At 64.3% G+C, this 19742-nt stretch carries 21 protein-coding genes; 7 read left to right on the top strand and 14 right to left on the bottom strand.

Annotated elements, in window-relative coordinates:
* Positions 1-218: 218 nt before the first annotated feature.
* From dgcN to OEZ71_RS05585, 3 genes are all read left to right on the top strand, one after another.
* Positions 219-1220 (top strand): N-acetyltransferase DgcN, encoded by a 1002-nt coding sequence (dgcN, locus tag OEZ71_RS05595; RefSeq protein ID WP_263738924.1) that lies wholly within the window; start codon positions 219-221, stop codon positions 1218-1220.
* An 82-nt stretch (positions 1221-1302) separates the two neighbouring features.
* On the top strand, positions 1303-2268 hold the full coding sequence (gene dgcA, locus OEZ71_RS05590; RefSeq protein ID WP_263738923.1) for an N-acetyl-D-Glu racemase DgcA: 966 nt from the start codon (positions 1303-1305) through the stop codon (positions 2266-2268).
* Positions 2269-2342: 74 nt separating this feature from the next.
* On the top strand, positions 2343-3206 hold the full coding sequence (locus tag OEZ71_RS05585) for a D-amino-acid transaminase (RefSeq protein ID WP_263738922.1): 864 nt from the start codon (positions 2343-2345) through the stop codon (positions 3204-3206).
* A gap of 66 nt (positions 3207-3272) precedes the next feature.
* On the opposite strand, the gene trhA is transcribed toward OEZ71_RS05585, so the two are convergent.
* Positions 3273-3923 carry a PAQR family membrane homeostasis protein TrhA gene (trhA, locus tag OEZ71_RS05580; protein WP_263738921.1) on the bottom strand — a complete coding sequence of 217 codons (651 nt, stop codon included), beginning with the start codon at positions 3921-3923 and terminating at the stop codon, positions 3273-3275.
* Between the two features lie 154 nt (positions 3924-4077).
* Between trhA and OEZ71_RS05575 the strand changes: the two genes are divergently transcribed.
* Both OEZ71_RS05575 and OEZ71_RS05570 read left to right on the top strand, forming a co-directional pair.
* A complete protein-coding gene (locus tag OEZ71_RS05575) occupies positions 4078-4314 on the top strand; it encodes an Lrp/AsnC ligand binding domain-containing protein (protein WP_263738920.1) in 237 nt (78 codons plus the stop codon).
* A 1-nt stretch (position 4315) separates the two neighbouring features.
* Entirely contained in the window at positions 4316-5053 is a 738-nt protein-coding gene (locus OEZ71_RS05570) for an SDR family oxidoreductase (protein ID WP_263738919.1), read from the top strand.
* A gap of 9 nt (positions 5054-5062) precedes the next feature.
* Here the strand turns inward: OEZ71_RS05570 and OEZ71_RS05565 are convergent, their stop codons facing one another.
* The 9 genes from OEZ71_RS05565 to OEZ71_RS05525 form a co-directional block, all read right to left on the bottom strand.
* Positions 5063-5830, bottom strand: a complete 768-nt coding sequence (locus tag OEZ71_RS05565) for a TIGR02186 family protein (protein ID WP_263738918.1) — start codon at positions 5828-5830, stop codon at positions 5063-5065.
* Positions 5830-6747, bottom strand: coding sequence for a sulfite exporter TauE/SafE family protein (locus tag OEZ71_RS05560; RefSeq protein ID WP_263738917.1), 918 nt, complete (start codon positions 6745-6747; stop codon positions 5830-5832). The genes OEZ71_RS05565 and OEZ71_RS05560 overlap by 1 nt, the downstream gene beginning before the upstream one ends.
* Positions 6748-6874: 127 nt before the next feature.
* Entirely contained in the window at positions 6875-7843 is a 969-nt protein-coding gene (locus tag OEZ71_RS05555) for an ABC transporter permease (RefSeq protein WP_263738916.1), read from the bottom strand.
* Positions 7843-8934, bottom strand: coding sequence for an ABC transporter permease (locus tag OEZ71_RS05550; RefSeq protein ID WP_263738915.1), 1092 nt, complete (start codon positions 8932-8934; stop codon positions 7843-7845). The genes OEZ71_RS05555 and OEZ71_RS05550 overlap by 1 nt, the downstream gene beginning before the upstream one ends.
* Positions 8934-10511, bottom strand: coding sequence for an ABC transporter ATP-binding protein (locus tag OEZ71_RS05545; RefSeq protein ID WP_263738914.1), 1578 nt, complete (start codon positions 10509-10511; stop codon positions 8934-8936). The genes OEZ71_RS05550 and OEZ71_RS05545 overlap by 1 nt, the downstream gene beginning before the upstream one ends.
* An 8-nt stretch (positions 10512-10519) precedes the next feature.
* Positions 10520-11512: a BMP family lipoprotein gene (locus OEZ71_RS05540; RefSeq protein WP_263738913.1), complete on the bottom strand. Its 993-nt coding sequence runs from the start codon at positions 11510-11512 to the stop codon at positions 10520-10522.
* Between the two features lie 143 nt (positions 11513-11655).
* Complete coding sequence (gene rimI / locus OEZ71_RS05535; protein ID WP_263739010.1) at positions 11656-12087, bottom strand: ribosomal protein S18-alanine N-acetyltransferase; 432 nt, start codon at positions 12085-12087, stop codon at positions 11656-11658.
* A gap of 2 nt (positions 12088-12089) precedes the next feature.
* Positions 12090-12695: a tRNA (adenosine(37)-N6)-threonylcarbamoyltransferase complex dimerization subunit type 1 TsaB gene (gene tsaB / locus OEZ71_RS05530; protein ID WP_263738912.1), complete on the bottom strand. Its 606-nt coding sequence runs from the start codon at positions 12693-12695 to the stop codon at positions 12090-12092.
* Positions 12685-13245, bottom strand: coding sequence for a NifU family protein (locus tag OEZ71_RS05525; RefSeq protein ID WP_263738911.1), 561 nt, complete (start codon positions 13243-13245; stop codon positions 12685-12687). The genes tsaB and OEZ71_RS05525 overlap by 11 nt, the downstream gene beginning before the upstream one ends.
* A gap of 131 nt (positions 13246-13376) precedes the next feature.
* Here OEZ71_RS05525 and OEZ71_RS05520 point away from each other — a divergent pair, with 131 nt between their 5' ends.
* Positions 13377-14213, top strand: a complete 837-nt coding sequence (locus tag OEZ71_RS05520; protein WP_263738910.1) for a DMT family transporter — start codon at positions 13377-13379, stop codon at positions 14211-14213.
* A gap of 4 nt (positions 14214-14217) precedes the next feature.
* Here OEZ71_RS05520 and OEZ71_RS05515 read toward each other — a convergent pair whose 3' ends face one another.
* From OEZ71_RS05515 to fsa, 4 genes are all read right to left on the bottom strand, one after another.
* A complete protein-coding gene (locus OEZ71_RS05515) occupies positions 14218-14910 on the bottom strand; it encodes a CDP-alcohol phosphatidyltransferase family protein (protein WP_263738909.1) in 693 nt (230 codons plus the stop codon).
* Between the two features lie 38 nt (positions 14911-14948).
* On the bottom strand, positions 14949-15878 hold the full coding sequence (locus OEZ71_RS05510) for a tyrosine recombinase XerC (RefSeq protein WP_263738908.1): 930 nt from the start codon (positions 15876-15878) through the stop codon (positions 14949-14951).
* Positions 15879-15887: 9 nt separating this feature from the next.
* Positions 15888-16595 (bottom strand): DUF484 family protein, encoded by a 708-nt coding sequence (locus OEZ71_RS05505; RefSeq protein WP_263738907.1) that lies wholly within the window; start codon positions 16593-16595, stop codon positions 15888-15890.
* A 156-nt stretch (positions 16596-16751) separates the two neighbouring features.
* Complete coding sequence (gene fsa / locus OEZ71_RS05500) at positions 16752-17405, bottom strand: fructose-6-phosphate aldolase (protein ID WP_263738906.1); 654 nt, start codon at positions 17403-17405, stop codon at positions 16752-16754.
* 86 nt (positions 17406-17491) lie between these two features.
* Here fsa and OEZ71_RS05495 point away from each other — a divergent pair, with 86 nt between their 5' ends.
* The gene (locus tag OEZ71_RS05495) at positions 17492-19687 is read left to right on the top strand and encodes a primosomal protein N' (RefSeq protein ID WP_263738905.1); all 2196 of its coding nucleotides are present in this window, start codon (positions 17492-17494) and stop codon (positions 19685-19687) included.
* Positions 19688-19742: the final 55 nt, after the last annotated feature.

Here is a 19742-nt window from a genome sequence, read left to right as displayed (position 1 = left end):
CGCTGCAGCATGCAAGGTTCTTTCGCAGGCGCAGAAATTTCGAAAATGCAGTGCTCGAACGGAGAAAGACGGGCCGGGCGCAATTCTTTATCGAAGAATCTTGCATAAGCGTTGGTTTGTACGGGACCAGATTGCGAACTATCCGGGTAGCTCGCCTGAAATTCCCATGAATTCCGTGGGAAATTGATGCAACTTTCCATCAAACGCGGGAGGCTGCCATGATCGAAACCCCCTATCTTCTTTTCCTCGGCGATGCGCCGGACCAGCTGGCCGCGAAGGTGGCGCAGGGCATCAAGGACTGGCGTCCGGAATTTGCGTTAGGCCAGTACCGGATGGAGGGCTGTAAGGCCGACATGAAGGTGCCCGACATGGATCTGGCCGAGGCCCATGCGGCAGGTGCGCGGACGCTGGTAATCGGGGTCGCCAACCGGGGTGGCGTGATTTCCGACAGTTGGAAAGCGGTTCTGCATACGGCGCTGGAACAGGGGTTTGATATTGCGAGCGGCCTGCACAACCTTCTGCGCGACGAGGCCGATCTGGTCACCACCGCCGCACGGCATGGCCGTATCCTGCACGATGTGCGGGTGCCCTCGGTCAAATACCCGATCGCCAACGGGGTGAAACGGTCGGGCAAACGCTGTCTGGCCGTGGGTACGGATTGCTCGGTGGGCAAGATGTATACCGCGCTCGCGATGGATGCCGAGATGCGGGCGCGGGGCATGAAGGTGAGTTTCCGCGCCACCGGTCAGACCGGCATCCTGATCACCGGCGACGGGGTGCCGCTCGATGCCGTGATCGCCGATTTCATGGCGGGGTCCATCGAATACCTGACGCCCGACAACGATCCCGATCACTGGGATCTGATCGAGGGGCAGGGAAGCCTTTTCCACGTCTCCTATTCCGGCGTGACCATGGCGCTGATCCATGGTGGCCAGCCCGATGCGCTGATCCTCTGCCACGAACCGACGCGGACCCATATGCGCGGCCTGCCGGGCTATGCACTGCCAAGCCTGGAGCAGGTGCGCGATACGGCCCTCGCGATGGCGCGGGTTGCGAACCCGGCCTGTCGGGTCGTGGGCATTTCGGTCAATACCCAGCATCTGAATGAGGAAGAGGCGGCGGCTTGTCTGGCCGAGGTCGAGAAGCGGATGGGCCTTCCCGCCGTCGATCCCTTCCGTCATGGTGCCGCGCGACTGGTGGACGCGCTGGCCGCAATATAGCCCCGGGGGTGCGACCCGCGTCCTCGCGGACGACGGCCCGCCCACCCGGCCTTCGCGGGCGCCCGGAATGGAGAGGATTGTCATGGCGATTGAGGTTCGGGCCGAAAGCTTCCGGCTGGCCGAGGTGTTCACCATCTCGCGCGGCTCGCGGACGGAGGCGAAGGTGCTGACCGTGACGGTGACGCGCGATTGCGTGGCGGGGCGCGGCGAATGCGTACCCTATGCGCGCTATGGCGAGACGTTGGAAAGCGTGACTGCCCAGATTGCCGGTCTGCCGGAGGATATCACCCGTGGAGCATTGCAGGCCGCCTTGCCCGCGGGCGCGGCCCGCAACGCGATCGATTGCGCGCTCTGGGACCTTGAGGCGAAGCGAGCGGGCCGTCGTGTCTGGGAACTTGCGGGCCTGCCCGCGCCGGGGCCGGAGATCACCGCCTTTACCCTGTCGCTCGACACGCCCGAGAACATGCGGGCGGCGGCGGCGCGCCATGCCCATCGCCCGCTTCTGAAGATCAAGCTTGGTACGCCCGACGACATGGCGCGGCTGGAGGCGGTGCGCGCGGGGGCGCCTGCGACACGCATCATTGTCGACGCGAATGAGGGCTGGACGGCGGAGGTCTATTCCGACCTTGCCCCGCATCTGGTGCGTCTTGGCGTGGCATTGGTCGAACAGCCGCTGCCTGCGGGGGATGACGGGATGCTGAGCGAGATCGCCCGTCCCCTGCCGGTTTGCGCCGATGAAGCCTGTCACGACCGCGCCTCGCTGCCGGGACTGAAGGGCAAGTATGACATGGTCAACATCAAGCTCGACAAGACCGGCGGGTTGACCGAGGCCTTCGCGCTGAAAGAGGCGGCCTTGGCCGAGGGCTATGGGCTGATGGTGGGCTGCATGGTTGGTTCCTCGCTCGCCATGGCGCCGGCTGTGCTGGTCGCGCAGGGGGCGGCTTTCACGGATCTCGACGGTCCGCTGCTTCTGGCCGAGGACCGCGACCATCCCCTCTTCTACGATGTCGCAGGTGTGCATCCGCCCGAGGTGGCACTGTGGGGGTGATGACCCTATCAAGGCGGGCTTGACCTTGTCCGCGTCAGGCCCGATGAAACGGCAACTGACCGGAGGAAAGCCCCATGAGCCGCATCGTCTATGTCAACGGAGACTATCTGCCCGAGGAAGAGGCGGTGGTATCGGTTTTTGACCGGGGCTTTCTGATGGCCGATGGCGTCTATGAGGTGACGAGCGTTCTGGGTGGCAAGCTCATCGACTTCGCCGGGCACACCGCGCGGCTGAACCGGTCGCTAAGGGAGCTTGATATGGCGAGCCCCTGTTCGGACGAGGAGCTTCTGGCGATCCACCGTGAGCTTGTGGCGCGGAACGGGATTGAGGACGGGCTCGTCTATCTTCAGGTCACGCGCGGCAATCCTGGCGACCGCGATTTCGTCTTTCCCGATCCGAAGGTCACGAAGCCGACGCTGGTGCTCTTCACCCAGTCCAAACCCGGTCTGGCCGACAGCCCGGCGGCGAAAACGGGGTGGAAGGTGATTTCCATCGACGACATCCGCTGGGGGAGGCGCGATATCAAGACGACGCAGCTTCTTTACCCCTCGATGGGCAAGATGATGGCGAAGAAGGCGGGTGTGGACGATGCCTGGCTGATCGAGGACGGGCTGGTGACCGAGGGCACGTCGAACAACGCCTATATCGTCAAGGGCGGCAGGATCATCACGCGACAGTTGTCGAATGACATCCTCCACGGCATCACCCGCGCGGCGGTTCTGCGCTTTGCCGCCGAGGCGCAGATGGTTGTTGAAGAGCGCAGCTTCACGATCGACGAGGCGAAGGCGGCTGACGAGGCGTTTGTTACGTCCGCGTCGGCTTTCGTCATGCCGGTTGTCGAGATCGACGGGGTGGCGCTTGGGTCTGGCAAGCCGGGGCCGGTCGCAACACGGCTGAGGGAGATATATCTGGAAGAAAGCCTGAAGGCGGCGGTCTGAGACGGATTTCAGGCCGGGGGTTTTCCACCCCCGGACTCCCGGAGAGTATTTCTGAACAGAAGAAGATCAGGCGCTTTCAACAAGGTGCAGGGTGACGGCGGCGTAGAAGACGAGGCTCGCCGTCAGCACGAAGACATGCCAGATCGTGTAGTGGAAGGGCAGGCGTTCGAAGAGGTAGAAAGCCACGCCCGCCGTATAGAGAAGGCCGCCGGTGACGATCAGGATCAGGACCGGGGCGGAGAGCGCACCAAGGAACGTGCCGCCAGCGGCGAGCCCGGCCCAGCCCATGCCGAGATAGAGCGCGAGCGTGAGGGCGCGGAAGCGGTGGGGCCAGAAAAGCTTGATCCCGACCCCGGTGAGGGCTGCAGCCCATAGTCCTGCGAGGAGCAAGTGGCCCTGCCCGGAAAGCAGGGTGAAAGGCGTGTAGGTGCCAGCGATCTTCACATAGATCGCGGAGTGATCGAGCCGCTTCAGCAGCTCTTCCCAACCCGGCGCGGGGATCATGTTGTAAAGCGCCGAACAGAGGATCATCGCGATAAGTGCGAGCCCGTAGACCGTCACGCCGAACATCGCGGTGAAATCGCCGCGCAGGAAAGCTGCGGCGGTGATCAACACCGGGACGGCGATCAGGACAAGCGTCAGCCCGGAGGCGTGGATCACCGCATCCGTGAGCCGTTCGGCCCGGCTGTAACTCGTGCGTACGCTCAGGAGCTGCATGGCGGAAGTCTATCAGGCGCGGCTATTCCAGACTATGGCGGCGCCCGTAAACATTTGGTGTCAGGCGTGACATATCTGCGTGATCGGGGCGCCCGGCCCTGCTTCCCATCGGGTTTCACTGCCGCTACTGTCGCGGGCAAAGAGAGGTGAATCCATGCGCTGCGTCTTCGTCCAGTTTCGTTGCCATCCCGGTCAGACCTATGCCGTCGCCGATGCGATCTATGACCGCGAGGTTGTCTCGGAGCTTTATTCGACCTCGGGCGATTATGACCTGATGGCCAAGGTATATATCCCCGAGGATGAGGATGTGGGCCATTGGCTGAACGAGAAGCTTTTTGATATTCCCGGTATCAGCCGGACGCTGACGACGATGACGTTCAAGGCGTTCTGAGGTGGCGGGCACAATCGTCGTCACCGGTGCCTCGGCCGGGATCGGGCGGGCAGTGGCCGAACGGTTCCTCGCGGGGGGCTGGAACGTCGCGATGATCGCGCGGCGGGGGGATGTGCTGGAGGAAATCGCCGAAGGCCATGACAGCGCCCAGCCACTGGCCTGCGATGTGGCCGATGCAACTGCGGTCGATGGGGCATTTGCTGCGGCGGTCACGCGCTTTGGCCGGGTCGATGTGCTGTTCAACAACGCGGGCATCATGCGGCCGGGCGGACTGATTGACGAGATTCCGCTTTCCGACTGGACCGACATGCTGGCCGTGAACCTGACCGGCATGTTCCACGCTGCCCGCGCGGCCTTTCGCCAGATGCGGGCGCAGAACCCGCAGGGTGGGCGGATCATCAACAACGGGTCCATCTCAGCCCATGCGCCGCGCCCAGGGTCCGTGTGTTACACGACGACGAAACACGCGATCACCGGGCTGACGAAGACGCTGGCGCTCGATGGCCGCCCCTTTGGCATTGCCTGCGGCCAAATCGATATCGGCAATGCCCACACCGAACTGGCGGCGAAGATCGCGACAGGCGTGCCGCAGGCCGATGGCAGCATCCGGGCCGAGCCGATGATGGATGTGGCAGATGTGGCGGGAACCGTGTGGTCGATGGCGACCCTGCCGCCCGGCGCCAATATGCTGTCGGTCACGGTGATGGCGACCAACATGCCTTTTGTCGGGCGCGGTTAACCCGTCGGATCAGCCTTTGAAGTACCGGAAGATCGCCGAAGCACCCCAGCCCGCGGCGATGGCGATGAAGATCGACAGGAGTCCGTAGACCAGCGGCCGGTCATGGGCGAGACGGTAAAGGAAGCGTTCCAGCCCGACCTTCTGCACGGCAAGATTGGTCGTATAGCTGGTGACCACCTGCCGGTCGCGGGTCAGGTAGAGCGTGACCTTGTAGGTCCCCTCGGTCAGGTTCGCGGGCAGTGTGACGGCGGTCTTGAAAAGCGTCTGGTCAAAGAAGGCGACGGTGCTGGGCCTCGCCTGATAGCTGCCGTTTGCCGCCTTGATGCGCATCAGGGCGTCGGTGAACGCATGCGAATCCATGACCGTTTGCGGCGCGCCGACGGAGCGGATCGCGCGAGGGATGGAGATCTTGTAACGCAGATCCTCGGTATCCGAGAGGATCTGGTTCAGGGGGCGGGAGGTGGCGATGGCGTAGAAGGACGGGGCGCTGTCGATCTCCACCGCGTCGGTGTTGATCCAGATGCCTGCCACCTTTTCCTTGCGCCGAACGGTGACCGGTTTCGACGGGCCCGCGACGGTGATGATCACCGACAGGGGTTCGGTGATCGAAATCGGGGTTTCGCGCTTGACCGCGCCATAGAGGATCAGTTCCGATCCGTCGAAATCGGCGGTGATCGGAACCTGCCGCTGGCTAAGATCGGCGACGATTTCTTCCTGCGCCGCGGCTGGCAGGGCCAGCGCGGTCAGAAACACCGCAAGAGTGAGAAGGCGCCCCATCATCCGTGCCCCGCCGGGCCGATGGAATAAAGTTCTGAAGGCATGATCAGAAGATCGAGCGCCAGTTTCAGGCAGACCGCGAGGACCATCATGGCGAGGAGGATGCGCAACTGTTCAGCCTTCAGCCGCGTGCCGATCATCGCGCCGAACTGGGCGCCGATCACGCCTCCGATCAGGAGAAGCACCGCGAGTGGCATATCTACGGTGAAGTTCGTAGTGGCATGTAGAAGCGTGGTGAAGGCGGTGACGAAGATGATCTGGAAAAGCGACGTGCCGACGACGACTTTCGTGGGCATGCCCAGCAGATAGATCATCGCGGGCACCATGATGAACCCGCCGCCAACGCCCATGATGGCGGCAAGGATGCCGACCAGCACACCGACGAGCAATGGCGGGATGACCGAGATATAAAGCCCCGAGGTGCGGAACTTCATCTTGAAGGGCAGGTTGTGGACCCAGTTGTGCTTCTTGCGCGTGGGCACGGCGCCGGTCTTCTTCGCCCGCCGGATCGCGCGCAGGCTTTCGATGAACATTAGCCCGCCGATGATGCCGAGGAACACGACGTAGCAGAGCTTGACCAGCAGATCGACCTGTCCGAGGCTTTTCAGGAAGTTGAAAAGCTGGACGCCAAGTGCCGCGCCGATCAGGCCGCCGATCAGTAGAACCGTCCCCATCCTGAGATCGACCGTCTTGCGTTTGAGATGCGCGAGGACGCCTGAGAAGGAGGAGGCGACGATCTGGTTCGCCTCGGTTGCGACAGCAACTGCTGGCGGGATGCCGATGAAGAAGAGAAGTGGGGTCATGAGGAAGCCGCCACCCACCCCGAACATGCCCGAAAGCATGCCGACGATACCGCCCAGCCCCAAAAGCAGGAACGCGTTGACCGAAACCTCGGCGATGGGGAGGTAAATCTGCATTAGAACGCGGTACCGAACGGCAAAAGAACCCTTGACCACTCATGCCCCCATGTGGGGCCGGTGTCAAACCGTTGCGACGCTTGTCTTTAGGCCAGTTGCAAAATCCGCATAAGGCCAAATATCCTGTTCAGCGTTCCTTAACATAGGGCTCTCCGCCGGCGCGTGGCGGAATGGCCCGTCCGACAAAGCCCGCAAGCACGATGACCGTCAAGATATAGGGCAGCGCATCAAGGGCGGGGACGGGTACGTCGAAGCCAAGCGTGCCCTTGATCACGTCGGGCCTGAGCGCCAGCGCCTGGAAGAAACCGAAGAGAAGCGTGGCCATCAGCGCGTACCAGGGCCGCCACTTGGCGAAGATCAGCGCGGCGAGCGCGATATAGCCGCGGCCTGCGGTCATTTCCTTGCCGAAACCGGTTTGCAGGCCAGCGGCCATATAGGCGCCCGCAAGGCCGCAAAGGACGCCGGTGATGATCACGGCGGTGTAGCGCAGCCGCACGACCGAGATGCCCGCCGTATCGACCGAGGCGGGATTTTCGCCGACGGCCCGCAGGCGCAGCCCGAAGCGCGACCGGTAGAGTACCCACCATGTCAGCGGTACGCAGAGGAGCGCAATATAGACAAGCGCGCCGTGGCCCGAGATGACCTCGGCATAGAAGGGGCCGAGGATCGGGACGCCGGAAAGCGCTTCGGCAAAGGGTAGCTCGATCGGGTTGAAGCGGGCGGGGCCGGAGAGCGGCGGCGTGCGTCCGCCCTGCCGGAACAGCGACTGGGCGATGAGCACGGTGATGCCCGAGGCCACGAAGTTCAGCGCCACGCCCGAGATCAGCTGGTTGCCCCGGAAGGTGATCGAGGCGATGCCGTGGATCAGCGCGAAGATCATCGACCCGGCGATCCCGGCCAGAAGCCCGATCCAGACCGAGCCGGTCAGGGCAGCGACCGCGCCGGTGCACATCGCCGCCATCAGCATCTTGCCCTCAAGCCCGATGTCGAAGATGCCTGAGCGTTCGGAATAGAGCCCGGCAAGGCAGGCCAGAAGCAGCGGCGTCGCGAGCCGCATGGTGGAGTCGAGGATCTGGATGAGCGTTGCGAAATCCATCACGCCACCTGTGTTCTGCGGGGGCTGAAGAAGAGCCCGAGCAGCATGCGGACCATGTGGTCGAGCGCGCCCGTAAAGAGGATCACGAGGCCCTGAACGACGGTCCTGAGTTCGATCGGGATCGAGGTCCAGAGCCCGAGTTCTGCCCCACCCTGAAAGAGGAACCCGAAGAGGATCGCGGCAAGGAAAACGCCAATCGGGTGGTTCCGCCCCATCAGCGCAACCGCGATGCCGATGAATCCCGCACCTTCGGTCGAGTTCTGCAACAGCCGTTCGCTTTCGCCCATGACGTTGTTTATCGACATGAGCCCCGCCAATGCGCCCGAAATCAGCATGGCGATCATTGTCACCCGGACGGGCGAGATGCCCGCGTAAAGTGCTGCCGGTTCGGATTTGCCGAAGGCGCGGATTTCGTAGCCGAGGCGCGTGCGCCACAGGAGAAGCCAGACCAGCCAGCAGGCAATGAGCGCCACGAAGAGCGTGACATTGGCCGGGATCTGTTTGTCGAAAAGGACACTCAGCCCCGGGATTTCATGCAGCGTCGGCAGGTTCGTCGTTGCCGGAAACCGCGCCGTGGCCGGGTCCATCTGGCCCGCGGGTTTCAGCACGGAAACCAGCATGTAGATGATCAGGGCCGCTGCGATGTAGTTGAACATGATCGTGGTGATCACGACATGGCTGCCGCGCTTGGCCTGAAGATAGGCGGGTATCGCCGCCCAGGCAGCGCCGAACAGCGCGCCCGCTATCATCGCGCCGGGCAGCGCCAGCGTCCAGTGCGGCCAGGGGATAAAAAGGCAGGCCAGCGCAACGCCAAGACCGCCGATCTGGGCCTGCCCCTCGCCGCCGATATTGAAGAGCGAGGCATGGAAGGCGACCGTCACCGCTAGGCCGGTGAACATGAAGCTTGTGGCGTAATAAAGTGTGTAGCCCCAGCCGTAGGCCGAGCCCAAGGCACCCGTCACCATGGTGCGCAGCGCCTCCATCGGGCTTTGACCGATGGCAAGGATGACGAGGGCCGAGATAATGCCCGCCAGAAGCAGGCTGATGAGCGGGACGAGGACCACATCGGCCCAGCGCGGAAGTCTGGTCATCACGCGGCCTCCCCGGTTTTGCCGTTGGTTATCCCGGCCATCAGAAGGCCAAGCTCGCGTTCATCGGTCTCATCTGGCAGGCGTTCACCCATGATCTTGCCGTCGAACATCACCGCGATGCGGTCAGAAAGGCTCATGATTTCATCGAGTTCGACGCTGACCAGCAGAACCGCCTTGCCCGCGTCGCGCAGCTCGACGATGCGCTTGTGGATGAACTCGATCGCGCCAATATCGACGCCGCGCGTGGGCTGGCCGACCAGAAGAAGATCGGGGTTCCGCTCGATCTCGCGCGCGAGGATGATCTTTTGCTGGTTGCCGCCCGAGAAGCTCTTGGCCGAAAGCGTCGGGATCGGCGGGCGGACGTCGAAACGTTCCATCTTGCCCTTGGTGTCCTCAAGGATGGCGGCATTGTCCATCAGCCAGCCATTCTTCTGATAGGCCGGGTCGTGGTGATAGCCGAAGGCGGTGTTTTCCCAGGCCGAGAAATCCATGATCATGCCGAGATGCTGGCGGTCCTCGGGCACATGGGCGATGCCGCGCGCGCGGCGTGACTGGCCGTCGGAATGCTGGCCCGTCAGGTCGATCTGATCGCCATTCAGCCGGATCGTGCCGGTGCCGTGGGCGATCCCGCCGAGCACGGCCAGAAGTTCCGACTGGCCGTTGCCCGCGACGCCCGCGATGCCGAGAATTTCGCCGGCGCGGATCTGAAGCGAGATTCCCTTCAGCCGTTCGACCTTGTCTTCATCCACAACACGAAGGTTCTCGACCTCCAGCACGACCTTGCCGGGCTGGGCCGGTGTCTTGGCGACATCGAGCAAGACCTTGCGCCCGACCATCAGTTCGGCCAGTTCCTCGGGGCTGGTATCGGCGGTCTTGACCGTCGCCGTCATCTCGCCCCGCCGCATGACACTGACCGTATCGGTAATCTCCATGATCTCGCGCAGCTTGTGGGTGATCAGGATGATCGTCTTGCCCTGTTCCCTGAGATTGGAGAGGATGCGGAAGAGGTGGTCGGCCTCGGCGGGGGTCAGTACGCCCGTAGGCTCATCAAGGATCAGGATATCGGCGTGGCGGTAAAGTGCCTTGAGGATTTCCACCCGCTGCTGGTGGCCGACGCTCAATTCCTCGATCAGTTCGTCGGGGTCGACATCGAGTTCATATTCCTCGGCCAGTTCGCCCAGCACCTTGCGGGCCTTGGCGAGCGAGGGGCGCAGCAGTGCGCCGTCTTCGGCGCCGAGAATGACATTTTCCAGCACCGAGAAATTCTGCACCAGCTTGAAATGCTGGAAGACCATTCCGATGCCGGCGCGGATCGCGGCCTGGCTGTCGGGTATGGCGGTGGGGGTGCCGTTGATCAGGATCTGACCTGAATCGGCCTTGTAGAAGCCATAGAGGATCGACATCAGCGTGGACTTGCCCGCGCCGTTTTCGCCGATGATCCCGTGGATCGTGCCCTTGGCAACGCTGATCGAGATGTCCTTGTTGGCCTGAACCGGGCCAAAGGCTTTCGATATCCCGCGAAGCTCGATGGCCGGAGCGGCAGTGGCCTGCCGCTCCTTTCCCGTGTCCCCCGTCATGATGCTGCTCAGTTAACCGGGCAGCTGTCGTCGGTCATGTAGTCGTGCACCGCGATCTCACCCGAGGTGATCTTGGCGGCGGCGTCATCGACAGCGGTCTTCATCTCGTCCGATACCAGTGCGGCGTTGTTGTCGTCGAGCGCATAACCGACGCCACCCGAGGCGAGGTCCATGACCTGCACGCCGCCTTCGATTTCGGTGCCTGCCTTGAACGCCTCGTAAACGGCGTTGTCGACGCGCTTCAGCATCGAGGTCAGAACCTGACCTGGATGCAGGTGGTTCTGGTTCGAATCGACACCGATCGAGAGGATGCCCTCATCAGCGGCGGCCTGAAGCACGCCAATGCCGGTGCCGCCCGCCGCAGCATAGATCACGTCCGCGCCCTGCGATTTCTGGGCCTTGGCGATTTCGCCGCCCTTCACCGGGTCGTTCCATGCGGCCGGGGTCGAACCGGTCATGTTCTGGATGATCGTCGCATCCGGGTTTGCGGCCTTGACGCCCTGCACATAGCCGCAGGCGAATTTGCGGATCAGCGGAACATCCATGCCACCGATGAAGCCGACCGTGCCGGTTTTCGACGCCATCGCCGCCATCATGCCGACCAGATAGCTGCCCTCATGCTCGGCAAAGCTGATCTGGCGCACGTTCGGGAAGTCGAGCCAGTCGACGTCGATGATCACGAACTTGGTGTCCGGGAAGTCGGGGGCGACCTGGCCCAGAACGTCGCCGAAGGCGAAGCCGGTCATGACGACAGGGTTGGCGCCCGACTCGGCCAGTCGGCGGAGCGCCTGTTCGCGCTGCGCCTCGGACTGCATTTCCAGTTCCTTGTAGGTGCCGCCGGTTTCGGCCTTCCAGCGCTCGGCGCCGTTATAGGCGGCCTCGTTGAACGACTTGTCGAACTTGCCGCCGAGGTCGAAAATAATGGCGGGATCGGCAGCCGCGAAGCCGGCCGAAAGCGCGAGCGTTGCGGCCGCGCCGAGGAATGTCTTCATGAGGGTCATGGGTCGCTCCCAGTTTGGTTATGCGTATCCGCATCCTGTGGGCCCAAATCGGCCTGTCGCGCGGATTGCGTCCGATTAGGGCGGATGCGTGGGGGGCGGTCAATAGCTATTTGGAGTGACGAAGGGTCGGTTTGACCTTTTGGTCAGGAATTCTCCGGTGTCGGAGGTAGGGGCCGGGCGAGGATGAGCGCGTCGGTCTTTTTTCCGTCGGGTTTGACGTAGTAACCGGGCCTGCGCCCGGTCTCGGCGAATCCGGCGCTGGCATAGAGCGCATTGGCCGCGTGGTTGTCGGCGGCAACTTCGAGAAAGGCCGTCGTGGCACCGCGCGCGCGGGCTTCGCGGAGGAAGGTGGCGACAAGTCCGGCGCCAAGGCCACGGCCCCGGGCTTCGGGCCGCACAGCAACTGTCAGCAGTTCAGCTTCGTCGGCGATGACGCGGCCGATGAGGAACCCGTCCGGTTCGGCGATGAGGAAAGCCCCCGGCCCTGAGAGGAGGTCGGCGATCTCTGCCGCGTTCCATGGCCGGGGCGTTGTGAAGGCGGCGGCGTGGATCGCGGCCAGTTCTTCCGGTGAGATGGTCACGGCAGAATGACCGGTGGCGCCTCACGCGGCGGCGCGGCATCGGCGGGACGGATGTAGAGAGGGGCGGGCCGAACGGGCGTGTCGCGCCAGCGGCGGGCCGCGACGCGGGCGATATGGGTCGCATGTCTGTCGCCCGGGATGGTGTCGAGCCGCAGGATAGGGGCGTCCAGCGTGGTCAGATCGGCCTCGGGCAGCAGCTCCGGCTGTCCAGTGTCAGCTCCAAGGCGCTGGGCATAGACCATGCCGCGCGGGGCGGGGATCACCGCCCAATGTGGGTCTGTTTGGTCAGGGGCCGTCGCCTCGAATCCCGACACGCCAACGGCCGGGATGCTGAGCGACAAGGCCAGCCCGCGCGCGGCGGCGACCGAGATACGGATGCCGGTGAAGTTGCCGGGGCCGGTGCCGACGCCGATGGCACTGACGTCGGACCATGTCCGGCCTTCGTCGCCGAGCATCTCTTCCAGCATCGGCATCAGCCGTTCGGCCTGACCGCGCCCCATCTCTTCGACCCGGGCCGCGAGCACGGATTCGCCTGACAGCAAAGCGGCCGCGCAATGCGCGGCCGATGTGTCGAAGGCAAGGATCAGGGGCTCAGGCGGCAACGGGCCGCACCTCGACCACTTCGGGGATGTAGTGACGCAAGAGGTTCTCGATCCCCATCTTCAGCGTGAGGGTCGAGGACGGGCAACCGGCGCAGGCGCCCTGCATGTGCAGGTAGACGATGCCCCGGTCGAAGCCGTGGAAGGTGATGTCGCCGCCATCCTGCGCGACCGCAGGGCGGACGCGGGTGTCGAGAAGTTCCTTGATCTGTTTCACGATCTCGCCGTCCGGGCCGTCATGCGCGGCATGGGCGCTTTCGGCCTGTTCGCCCTCGATCACCGGCTGGCCAGACTGGAAATGCTCCATGATCGCGCCGAGGATCGCGGGCTTGATATGGTCCCACATCACCGACTCGGCCTTCGTAACCGTGACGAAATCGGTGCCGAGGAAGACGCCGTTCACGCCCTCGACCGCGAAGATGCGCTTGGCCAGAGGCGACTTGCCTGCCGTATCGGCCTGCGGGAAATCTGCCGTGCCGGTGCCAAGGACGGACTGGCCGGGCAGGAATTTCAGCGTCGCGGGGTTCGGCGTGGATTCGGTCTGGATGAACATGGGGGCAGCCTCCGTTGCGCATCTGATATGCGCCCCGATGGGGGTCAAGTCAAGGTTTGGAATGATTCTAAACTGGGGTGCTTGTGACCGATGCACCCGGGCGGTAGGAGTTCGGTCAGGGAGGTCGCCGGATGAGCCTGATCGTTTTCCTGTCGGTTCTCGGTGCGGCGCTTCTGCACGCAAGCTGGAATGCGCTGGTGCGCGTGGGCGCGAGCCGGGTCGGCACGATGATGGTGCTGTCGGGTGTGCAGGGTCTGATTGGTCTGGTCATCGCCATGACGATGGACTGGCCCGGCGCGGCGGTCTGGCCCTGGCTGGTCGCCTCGGGCGTGGTCCATTCGGCCTACAAGATCTTCCTGACCTTCGCCTATGAACATGGCGATCTGAGCCGGGTCTACCCGCTGGCGCGTGGCACCGCGCCGATGATCACGCTGATGGTCGGTGCGATCTGGCTGGGCGAAGCTGTGTCGATGAACGAAACGGCCGGGATCGTTGTGCTTGGCGTGGGCATCCTCGCGCTGGCGCGCGGGGTCTGGACCTCGGGCGAGTCGCGGCGAATGCTGCCTTTTGCCTTCGGCGCGGCCTGTGCGACCGCGGGCTATACGGTCGTCGACGGTCTGGGCGCGCGGGTGGCCGAAGATGCGGCTTTGTTCGTGGCCTGGCTCTTTGTGCTCGACGGGATCATCTTTGCCGCCGCGATGCTGGCGCTGCGCGGGCGCGGATCGTTGCCCACGGGCTGGCGGGTCTGGACGGCGGGAAGTCTGGGTGCGGCGGCGTCCTACGGTTCCTACGCGGTCGCGGTCTGGGCGATGACATTGGCGCCGATCGCGCTGGTGGCGGCGCTCAGAGAGACGTCGATCCTCTTCGGGGTTCTGATCGGCTGGCTTATGTTCGGCGAGCGGATGACGCCCGGCAAAGCGCTGTCGGTCGCTCTGATCGCGGCGGGCGTGGTGCTGACGCGGATCTGACGGGTCAGGCGCGTTCGGGCAGCAATTGCTGGGCAACTCCGGCGACAAGCAGGTAGACCGAGGTGATCGCCAGTCCCCAGTGCGCCAGTTCCCCCGGCGCGAAATCGACCCATGCGGCGCGGGCGGCGAAAACGACCCACGCCAGCGCCACCGGCAGGGTGATCCAGCGCCAGCGTTCGGAACGCACCGGGTGGACGAATTTCAGGTTGGTGAACATCGAGGCAGCGAGGGCGACGATGATCGCGGTCATAAGGTAAAAGTTCGGTTCCAGCGCGAAGAGGACCAGCACGACCATGTTCCAGCAGGCCGGGAAGCCAGCAAAGGAATTGTCCGTCGTTTTCATCCGCGTGTCGGCGAAGTAAACGACACTCGAATAGGTGATGACGATGATCGCCAGCCAGCCGGTCCAGCCAGGCAGAAGGCCGGAATGGAAAAGCGCGAAGGCCGGGATGAAGACATAGGTGAGATAGTCGATGATGAGGTCCAGAAGCACCCCGTCATAGGTCGGCCAGTTCGTCTTGACGTGGTAATGGCGCGCCAAGGGGCCGTCGATGCCATCGACGATGAAAGCCACGACAAGCCAGAGGAACATGAGACTCCACTTGCCTTCGGCGGCTGCAAGCATGGCGAGCATCGACAGCACGGCCCCGGTCGCGGTGAAAAGGTGGACGCAAAGCGCCTTGATCTGGGGCGTCATGTCGTGCCGTTCCCTTTCCGCCCTCAAAGCGCCGCTTGTCAGGCGCGTGGATGGGCCTCTTCGTAAATCTCCATCAGCCGGGTGCTGTCAACCGCCGTATAGGCCTGTGTGGTCGAAAGCGAGGCATGGCCGAGCAATTGCTGGATCGCGCGCAAGTCGCCGCCGGCCGCCAGCAGATGGGTGGCAAAGCTGTGGCGCATCGCATGCGGCGTGGCCGAGGCGGGCAGGCCGAGCCCGGCGCGGGCCTTTTCCATGACGCCAGCGATCAACCGGGGGTTCAAGGGCCCGCCCCGCGCGCCGCGGAAGAGCGCCTTTCCGGGTTCCTCGGCAATCGCCATCGGGCACAACTCAGCATAGCGCGCCACCGCCTTGCGGGCGGCGGGCAGCACCGGGACGATGCGTTCCTTGCCCCCCTTGCCGCGAATACGAAGCAGTTCAGGCAAAGGGTGATCGGCGCCGGTTAGGTTCAGGGCCTCGGATATCCGCAGACCGCAGCCATAAAGCAATGTCACGACCGCGATGTCGCGGGCGGCGATCCAGTCTTCGCGGGCGAAAGTGCCGACCTGATCAATCACCTCTCGCGCGGCGTTTTCCGAAAGCGGGCGCGGCAGCTTGCGCTGATATTTGGGACCGCGGGCCGCAAGGATCGCCGTCGGATCGAATCCGTCGCGTTCCGCGAGCCAGCGGGTGAACCCTTTCACCGCCGAAAGCGACCGGGCGAGTGAACGCGACGCCGTGCCGCGCCCGCGTTCACTGGCCATCCAGGCCCGCATGTCCGACTGGGTGACCCGGGCGAGCCGCGCGGGTCCGATGCTTTCGCCGTGATGGGCGGCGAGGAAGCTCAGAAACCCGGTCACATCCGCGCGGTAGGCGGTCACGGTGTTCTCTGCCGCGCCATCCAGAGCTGTCAGGTGGTCAAGCCAGTTCGTGAGCGCGTCACGCAGCGCGGGGGAGAGGGCGAGGCTCATCGCCCCGGCTCAGGCGAGCCAGCGGCGCATCGCGCGTTCGAAGACGCCACCGAAGAAGGTCAGAAGGTCTGTGCCCTGATTGGGACGGAACTGGTGCGGGTCCTCGGAGCCGAGCGCGAGAATGCCCGGCAGCTTACCGTCGCCGAAATCGAGCCGCAGCGCCGCCTCGGAGCGAATCCAGTCACCGGTGGTGCCATAGATCGTATCGGTCGAGGGCTGGGTCTGGCGCAACGTGACGCGGCGGGCGGGGGCCGAGCGTCCGCCCGACATGTACTCGTCGACAAAGCCGGGCCCGACGATGCAGAGGACATCGCCGACGCGTTCCAGCGCCGGTTCGCGCTCGACATGGACGGTTTCAAGAACCAGCCGGACGCAGTCCACGCGCAGAATCTGCGCGACCTCGCCGCCGAGGTCCTTCAGGAATGTCTCGAAATCGGTCGGCTCCAGCATCCGCAGAATGGCGCGGTGGATCTGGTTGGTTCCGGCGAGGTTTTCATAGGCGGCCGCGATGACGGAGCGGTGCGTATCCTCAAGCCGGTCGAGCCGTGCCTCAAGCCGTTCCATTGCGATGCCGCGCAGATCGACGATATTTGCGCCCATCGTGCGTTCATTCGCGCTGATCAGCGCTTTCATAAGGTCGCGGTCTTCCAGAATGACCTCGGGTGCGGCCAGAAGCCGGTCCCTGAGTTCATTCGCTATGGTGGCTGTATCGGCCATGTCTGCCCCGGTCGTCTTTGTCTGTTTTGAAGACCTTAGCAGCCTTGGCGCTGAGTTTCCGCAATTTTTTCGGAAATCCGTGACTGGAAACAAACTGTTGCCGGAAGGAATCAGTTGGTCGCGGGCCGGTGCGTCCGGCCCGCGGTATACACGTGGTCAGAGAATTTTCTGCCCGGTCTTGGCCCAATCCTTGAGGAACTGGTCGAGCCCCTTGTCGGTCAGGACATGGTTGGCCATCGACTTGATCACGCTCGGGGGTGCGGTCATTACGTCGGCGCCGATCCGGGCGCTTTCAATCGCGTGGTTTACCGAACGGATCGATGCGGCGAGGATTTCCGTGCGGAAATCGTAGTTGTCATAGATCTGGCGGATATCGGCGATCAGGTCCATCCCGTCGAGATGGATGTCGTCGAGCCGACCGATGAAGGGCGAGATGAACGTGGCCCCGGCCTTGGCGGCCAGAAGCGCCTGAGCCGGAGAAAAGCAAAGCGTCACGTTGACCATGTGGCCTTCGGATGCGAAAGCCTTGCAGGCGGTGAGCCCGTCCCAGGTCAGCGGCACCTTGATCGCGATGTTCGGCGCGATCTTGGCAAGCTTCATGCCTTCGGCGATCATCTCCTTGGCCTCGGTGGCCACGACTTCGGCGGAAACGGGGCCCGAGACCATGTCGCAGATCTCTTTGGTGACTTCGAGGATGTCGCGGCCCGATTTCAGGATCAGCGAGGGGTTGGTTGTGACGCCGTCCACCATGCCAAGGTCATTGAGTTCCTTGATGGCGTCGGTGTCGGCGGTATCGACGAAGAATTTCATGGCAGCTTTTCCCGGGCTTGAGCGGATGTTCGGGCGACCTATTAGCGCAAACGGCGCCCTGCCGGAACCCATGATCGGGGGCGGGATTGACTGAACTGGAGTTTTTCGACGAAGGCGCGCTGGTTTCGGTTCTGACGACTGAACCCTTGGGAAAGGCGCTCGACTACCGCGCGCCCGAGGGCGGCTGCTTTCTTGGCGCCTTCGTCGAGGTTCCATTGGGGCCGCGCCGGGTGATGGGCGTGGTCTGGGGCGTCGGCGAGGGGGGATATGACCTGGCCAAGGTCCGTCCCGTCACCCGGGTGCTGGATGCCGCGCCGATGGGCGATGCGATGCGGGCATTTCTGTTCCGCGCTGCGGATTACACTCTGACGCCGATGCCCGCGATGCTGCGCCTTGCCACCCGCGCGCCGGGTCTTGCCGACCCGCCGGGGCCGCGCCGGGTCTATCGCAAGGGCTGGTCCGAGCCGGACCGGATGACCGAGGCGCGGGGGCGGGTGCTGGATGTCTTGGACGAATATGGCGGGGCGGCTTTCACGCTAGGCGAACTGGCGGGGCTCGCCGGGGTGTCGACGAGCGTCGTCAAGGGGCTTGTGAAACAAGGCGCGGTCGCGGAGGAAGAAGCACCGCGTGACCTGCCCTATCCCGCGCTTGATCCCGACCTGCCGGGGAAGAAACTGGCGGAGGATCAGGCCAGCGCCGCCGGACAGCTCTGCGAGGGGATCAGGGCCGGGCGCTACGGGACGACTTTGCTGAAAGGCGTCACCGGATCGGGCAAGACCGAAGTCTATCTGGAGGCCGTGGCCGAATGCCTGCGGGCCGGTCGGCAGGCTTTGGTGCTGTTGCCCGAGATCGCGCTGACGGCGGAGTTCCTGACCCGGGTTGAGGCGCGGTTCGGCGCCAGCCCCGGCGAATGGCATTCCGGCGTGACCCAGACCGAGCGGCGGCGTTTGTGGCGCATGGCGGGCGAAGGCGGCGTGGGCCTTGTGGTCGGTGCGCGGTCGGCTTTGTTCCTGCCCTTCCGCGATCTTGGTCTGATCGTCGTCGATGAGGAACATGACACTTCCTACAAGCAGGAGGATGGCGCGCTCTATAATGCCCGCGACATGGCGGTCCTGCGCGCCTCGCTTTGCGATGCGCAGGTGGTGCTGGCCTCGGCCACGCCCTGCCTCGAAAGCTGGGCCAATGCCGAGGCCGGGAAGTACAGCCGCATCGACCTGTCCTCGCGCTTCGGTGTGGCCGAGATGCCGGAGCTGTCCGCCATCGACATGCGCGCCGAAAAGCTTGAGCCCTCCCGCTGGATCGGGCCGACGCTCGCGGGCGCGGTCAGGGCGCGGATCGAGCGGGGGGAGCAGGCGCTTTTGTTCCTCAATCGACGCGGCTATGCGCCGGTCACGATCTGCCGCGCCTGCGGCCATCAGATCGGCTGCGAGCATTGCGATGCGCGCATGGTGGAGCACCGGTTCCTCAAACGCCTCGTCTGCCATCAGTGCGGTGAGACCAAGCCGATGCCGACCGCGTGCCCGTCGTGCAAGGCCGAGGACCGGCTGGCCCCGGTGGGCCCGGGGGTGGAGCGACTGGCCGAGGAGGTGGCGGCGCGTTTCCCCGAGGCAAGGGTGGCGGTGCTGTCCTCGGACCTCTTCGGCTCGGCCCGTGCGCTGAAGGACAAGATCGCCGAGATTGCGGGTGGCGGGGCCGATATCATCATCGGTACGCAACTGGTGGCCAAGGGACACAACTTTCCGCTTCTGACTTTGGTCGGTGTGATCGACGCCGATCTGGGGCTGCAAGGCTCTGACCTGCGGGCGGCGGAACGGACCTTTCAGCTGATGCGGCAGGTTTCTGGCCGGGCCGGGCGGGGCGAAAAGCTCGGTGAGGCGATGTTGCAGACCTACCAGCCCGAACATGCGGTGATCCGCGCGATCCTTTCGGGCGACGAGGAGGCGTTCTGGAAGGCTGAGGCGGCTGAGCGAGAGGCGGCGGGGATGCCGCCCTATGGGAGGCTTGCCGGGATCGTGCTGTCCTCGCCCGATGTGCAGACGGTCTTCGATTTCGGCGCCGAGCTTGCCCGCCGCGACGCGCCGCTGCGCCGGATCGGGGCGCAGGTCTTCGGGCCCGCGCCCGCGCCGGTGGCGCGGGTGCGGGGACGGCACCGGGTGCGGCTCCTCGTGAAGGCCGCGAAGGGGGTGGCGCTGCAACCGGCGTTGGCGGAGTGGGTCGGGCAGATGCGGGTGCCGAACAATCTGCGTCTGTCGATCGATATCGACCCGCAGAGCTTCTACTGAGGTGCCGGGGGTTCTACCCCGTCGTCCATTGGTTCTCGAACCAATGGCGCACCAA

It is taken from the genome of Albidovulum litorale, assembly GCF_025751495.1.
Lineage (GTDB): Bacteria > Pseudomonadota > Alphaproteobacteria > Rhodobacterales > Rhodobacteraceae > Albidovulum > Albidovulum litorale.
Note: the sequence above shows the minus strand (reverse complement) of the source record. Positions and strands in the feature narration are given on the sequence as shown.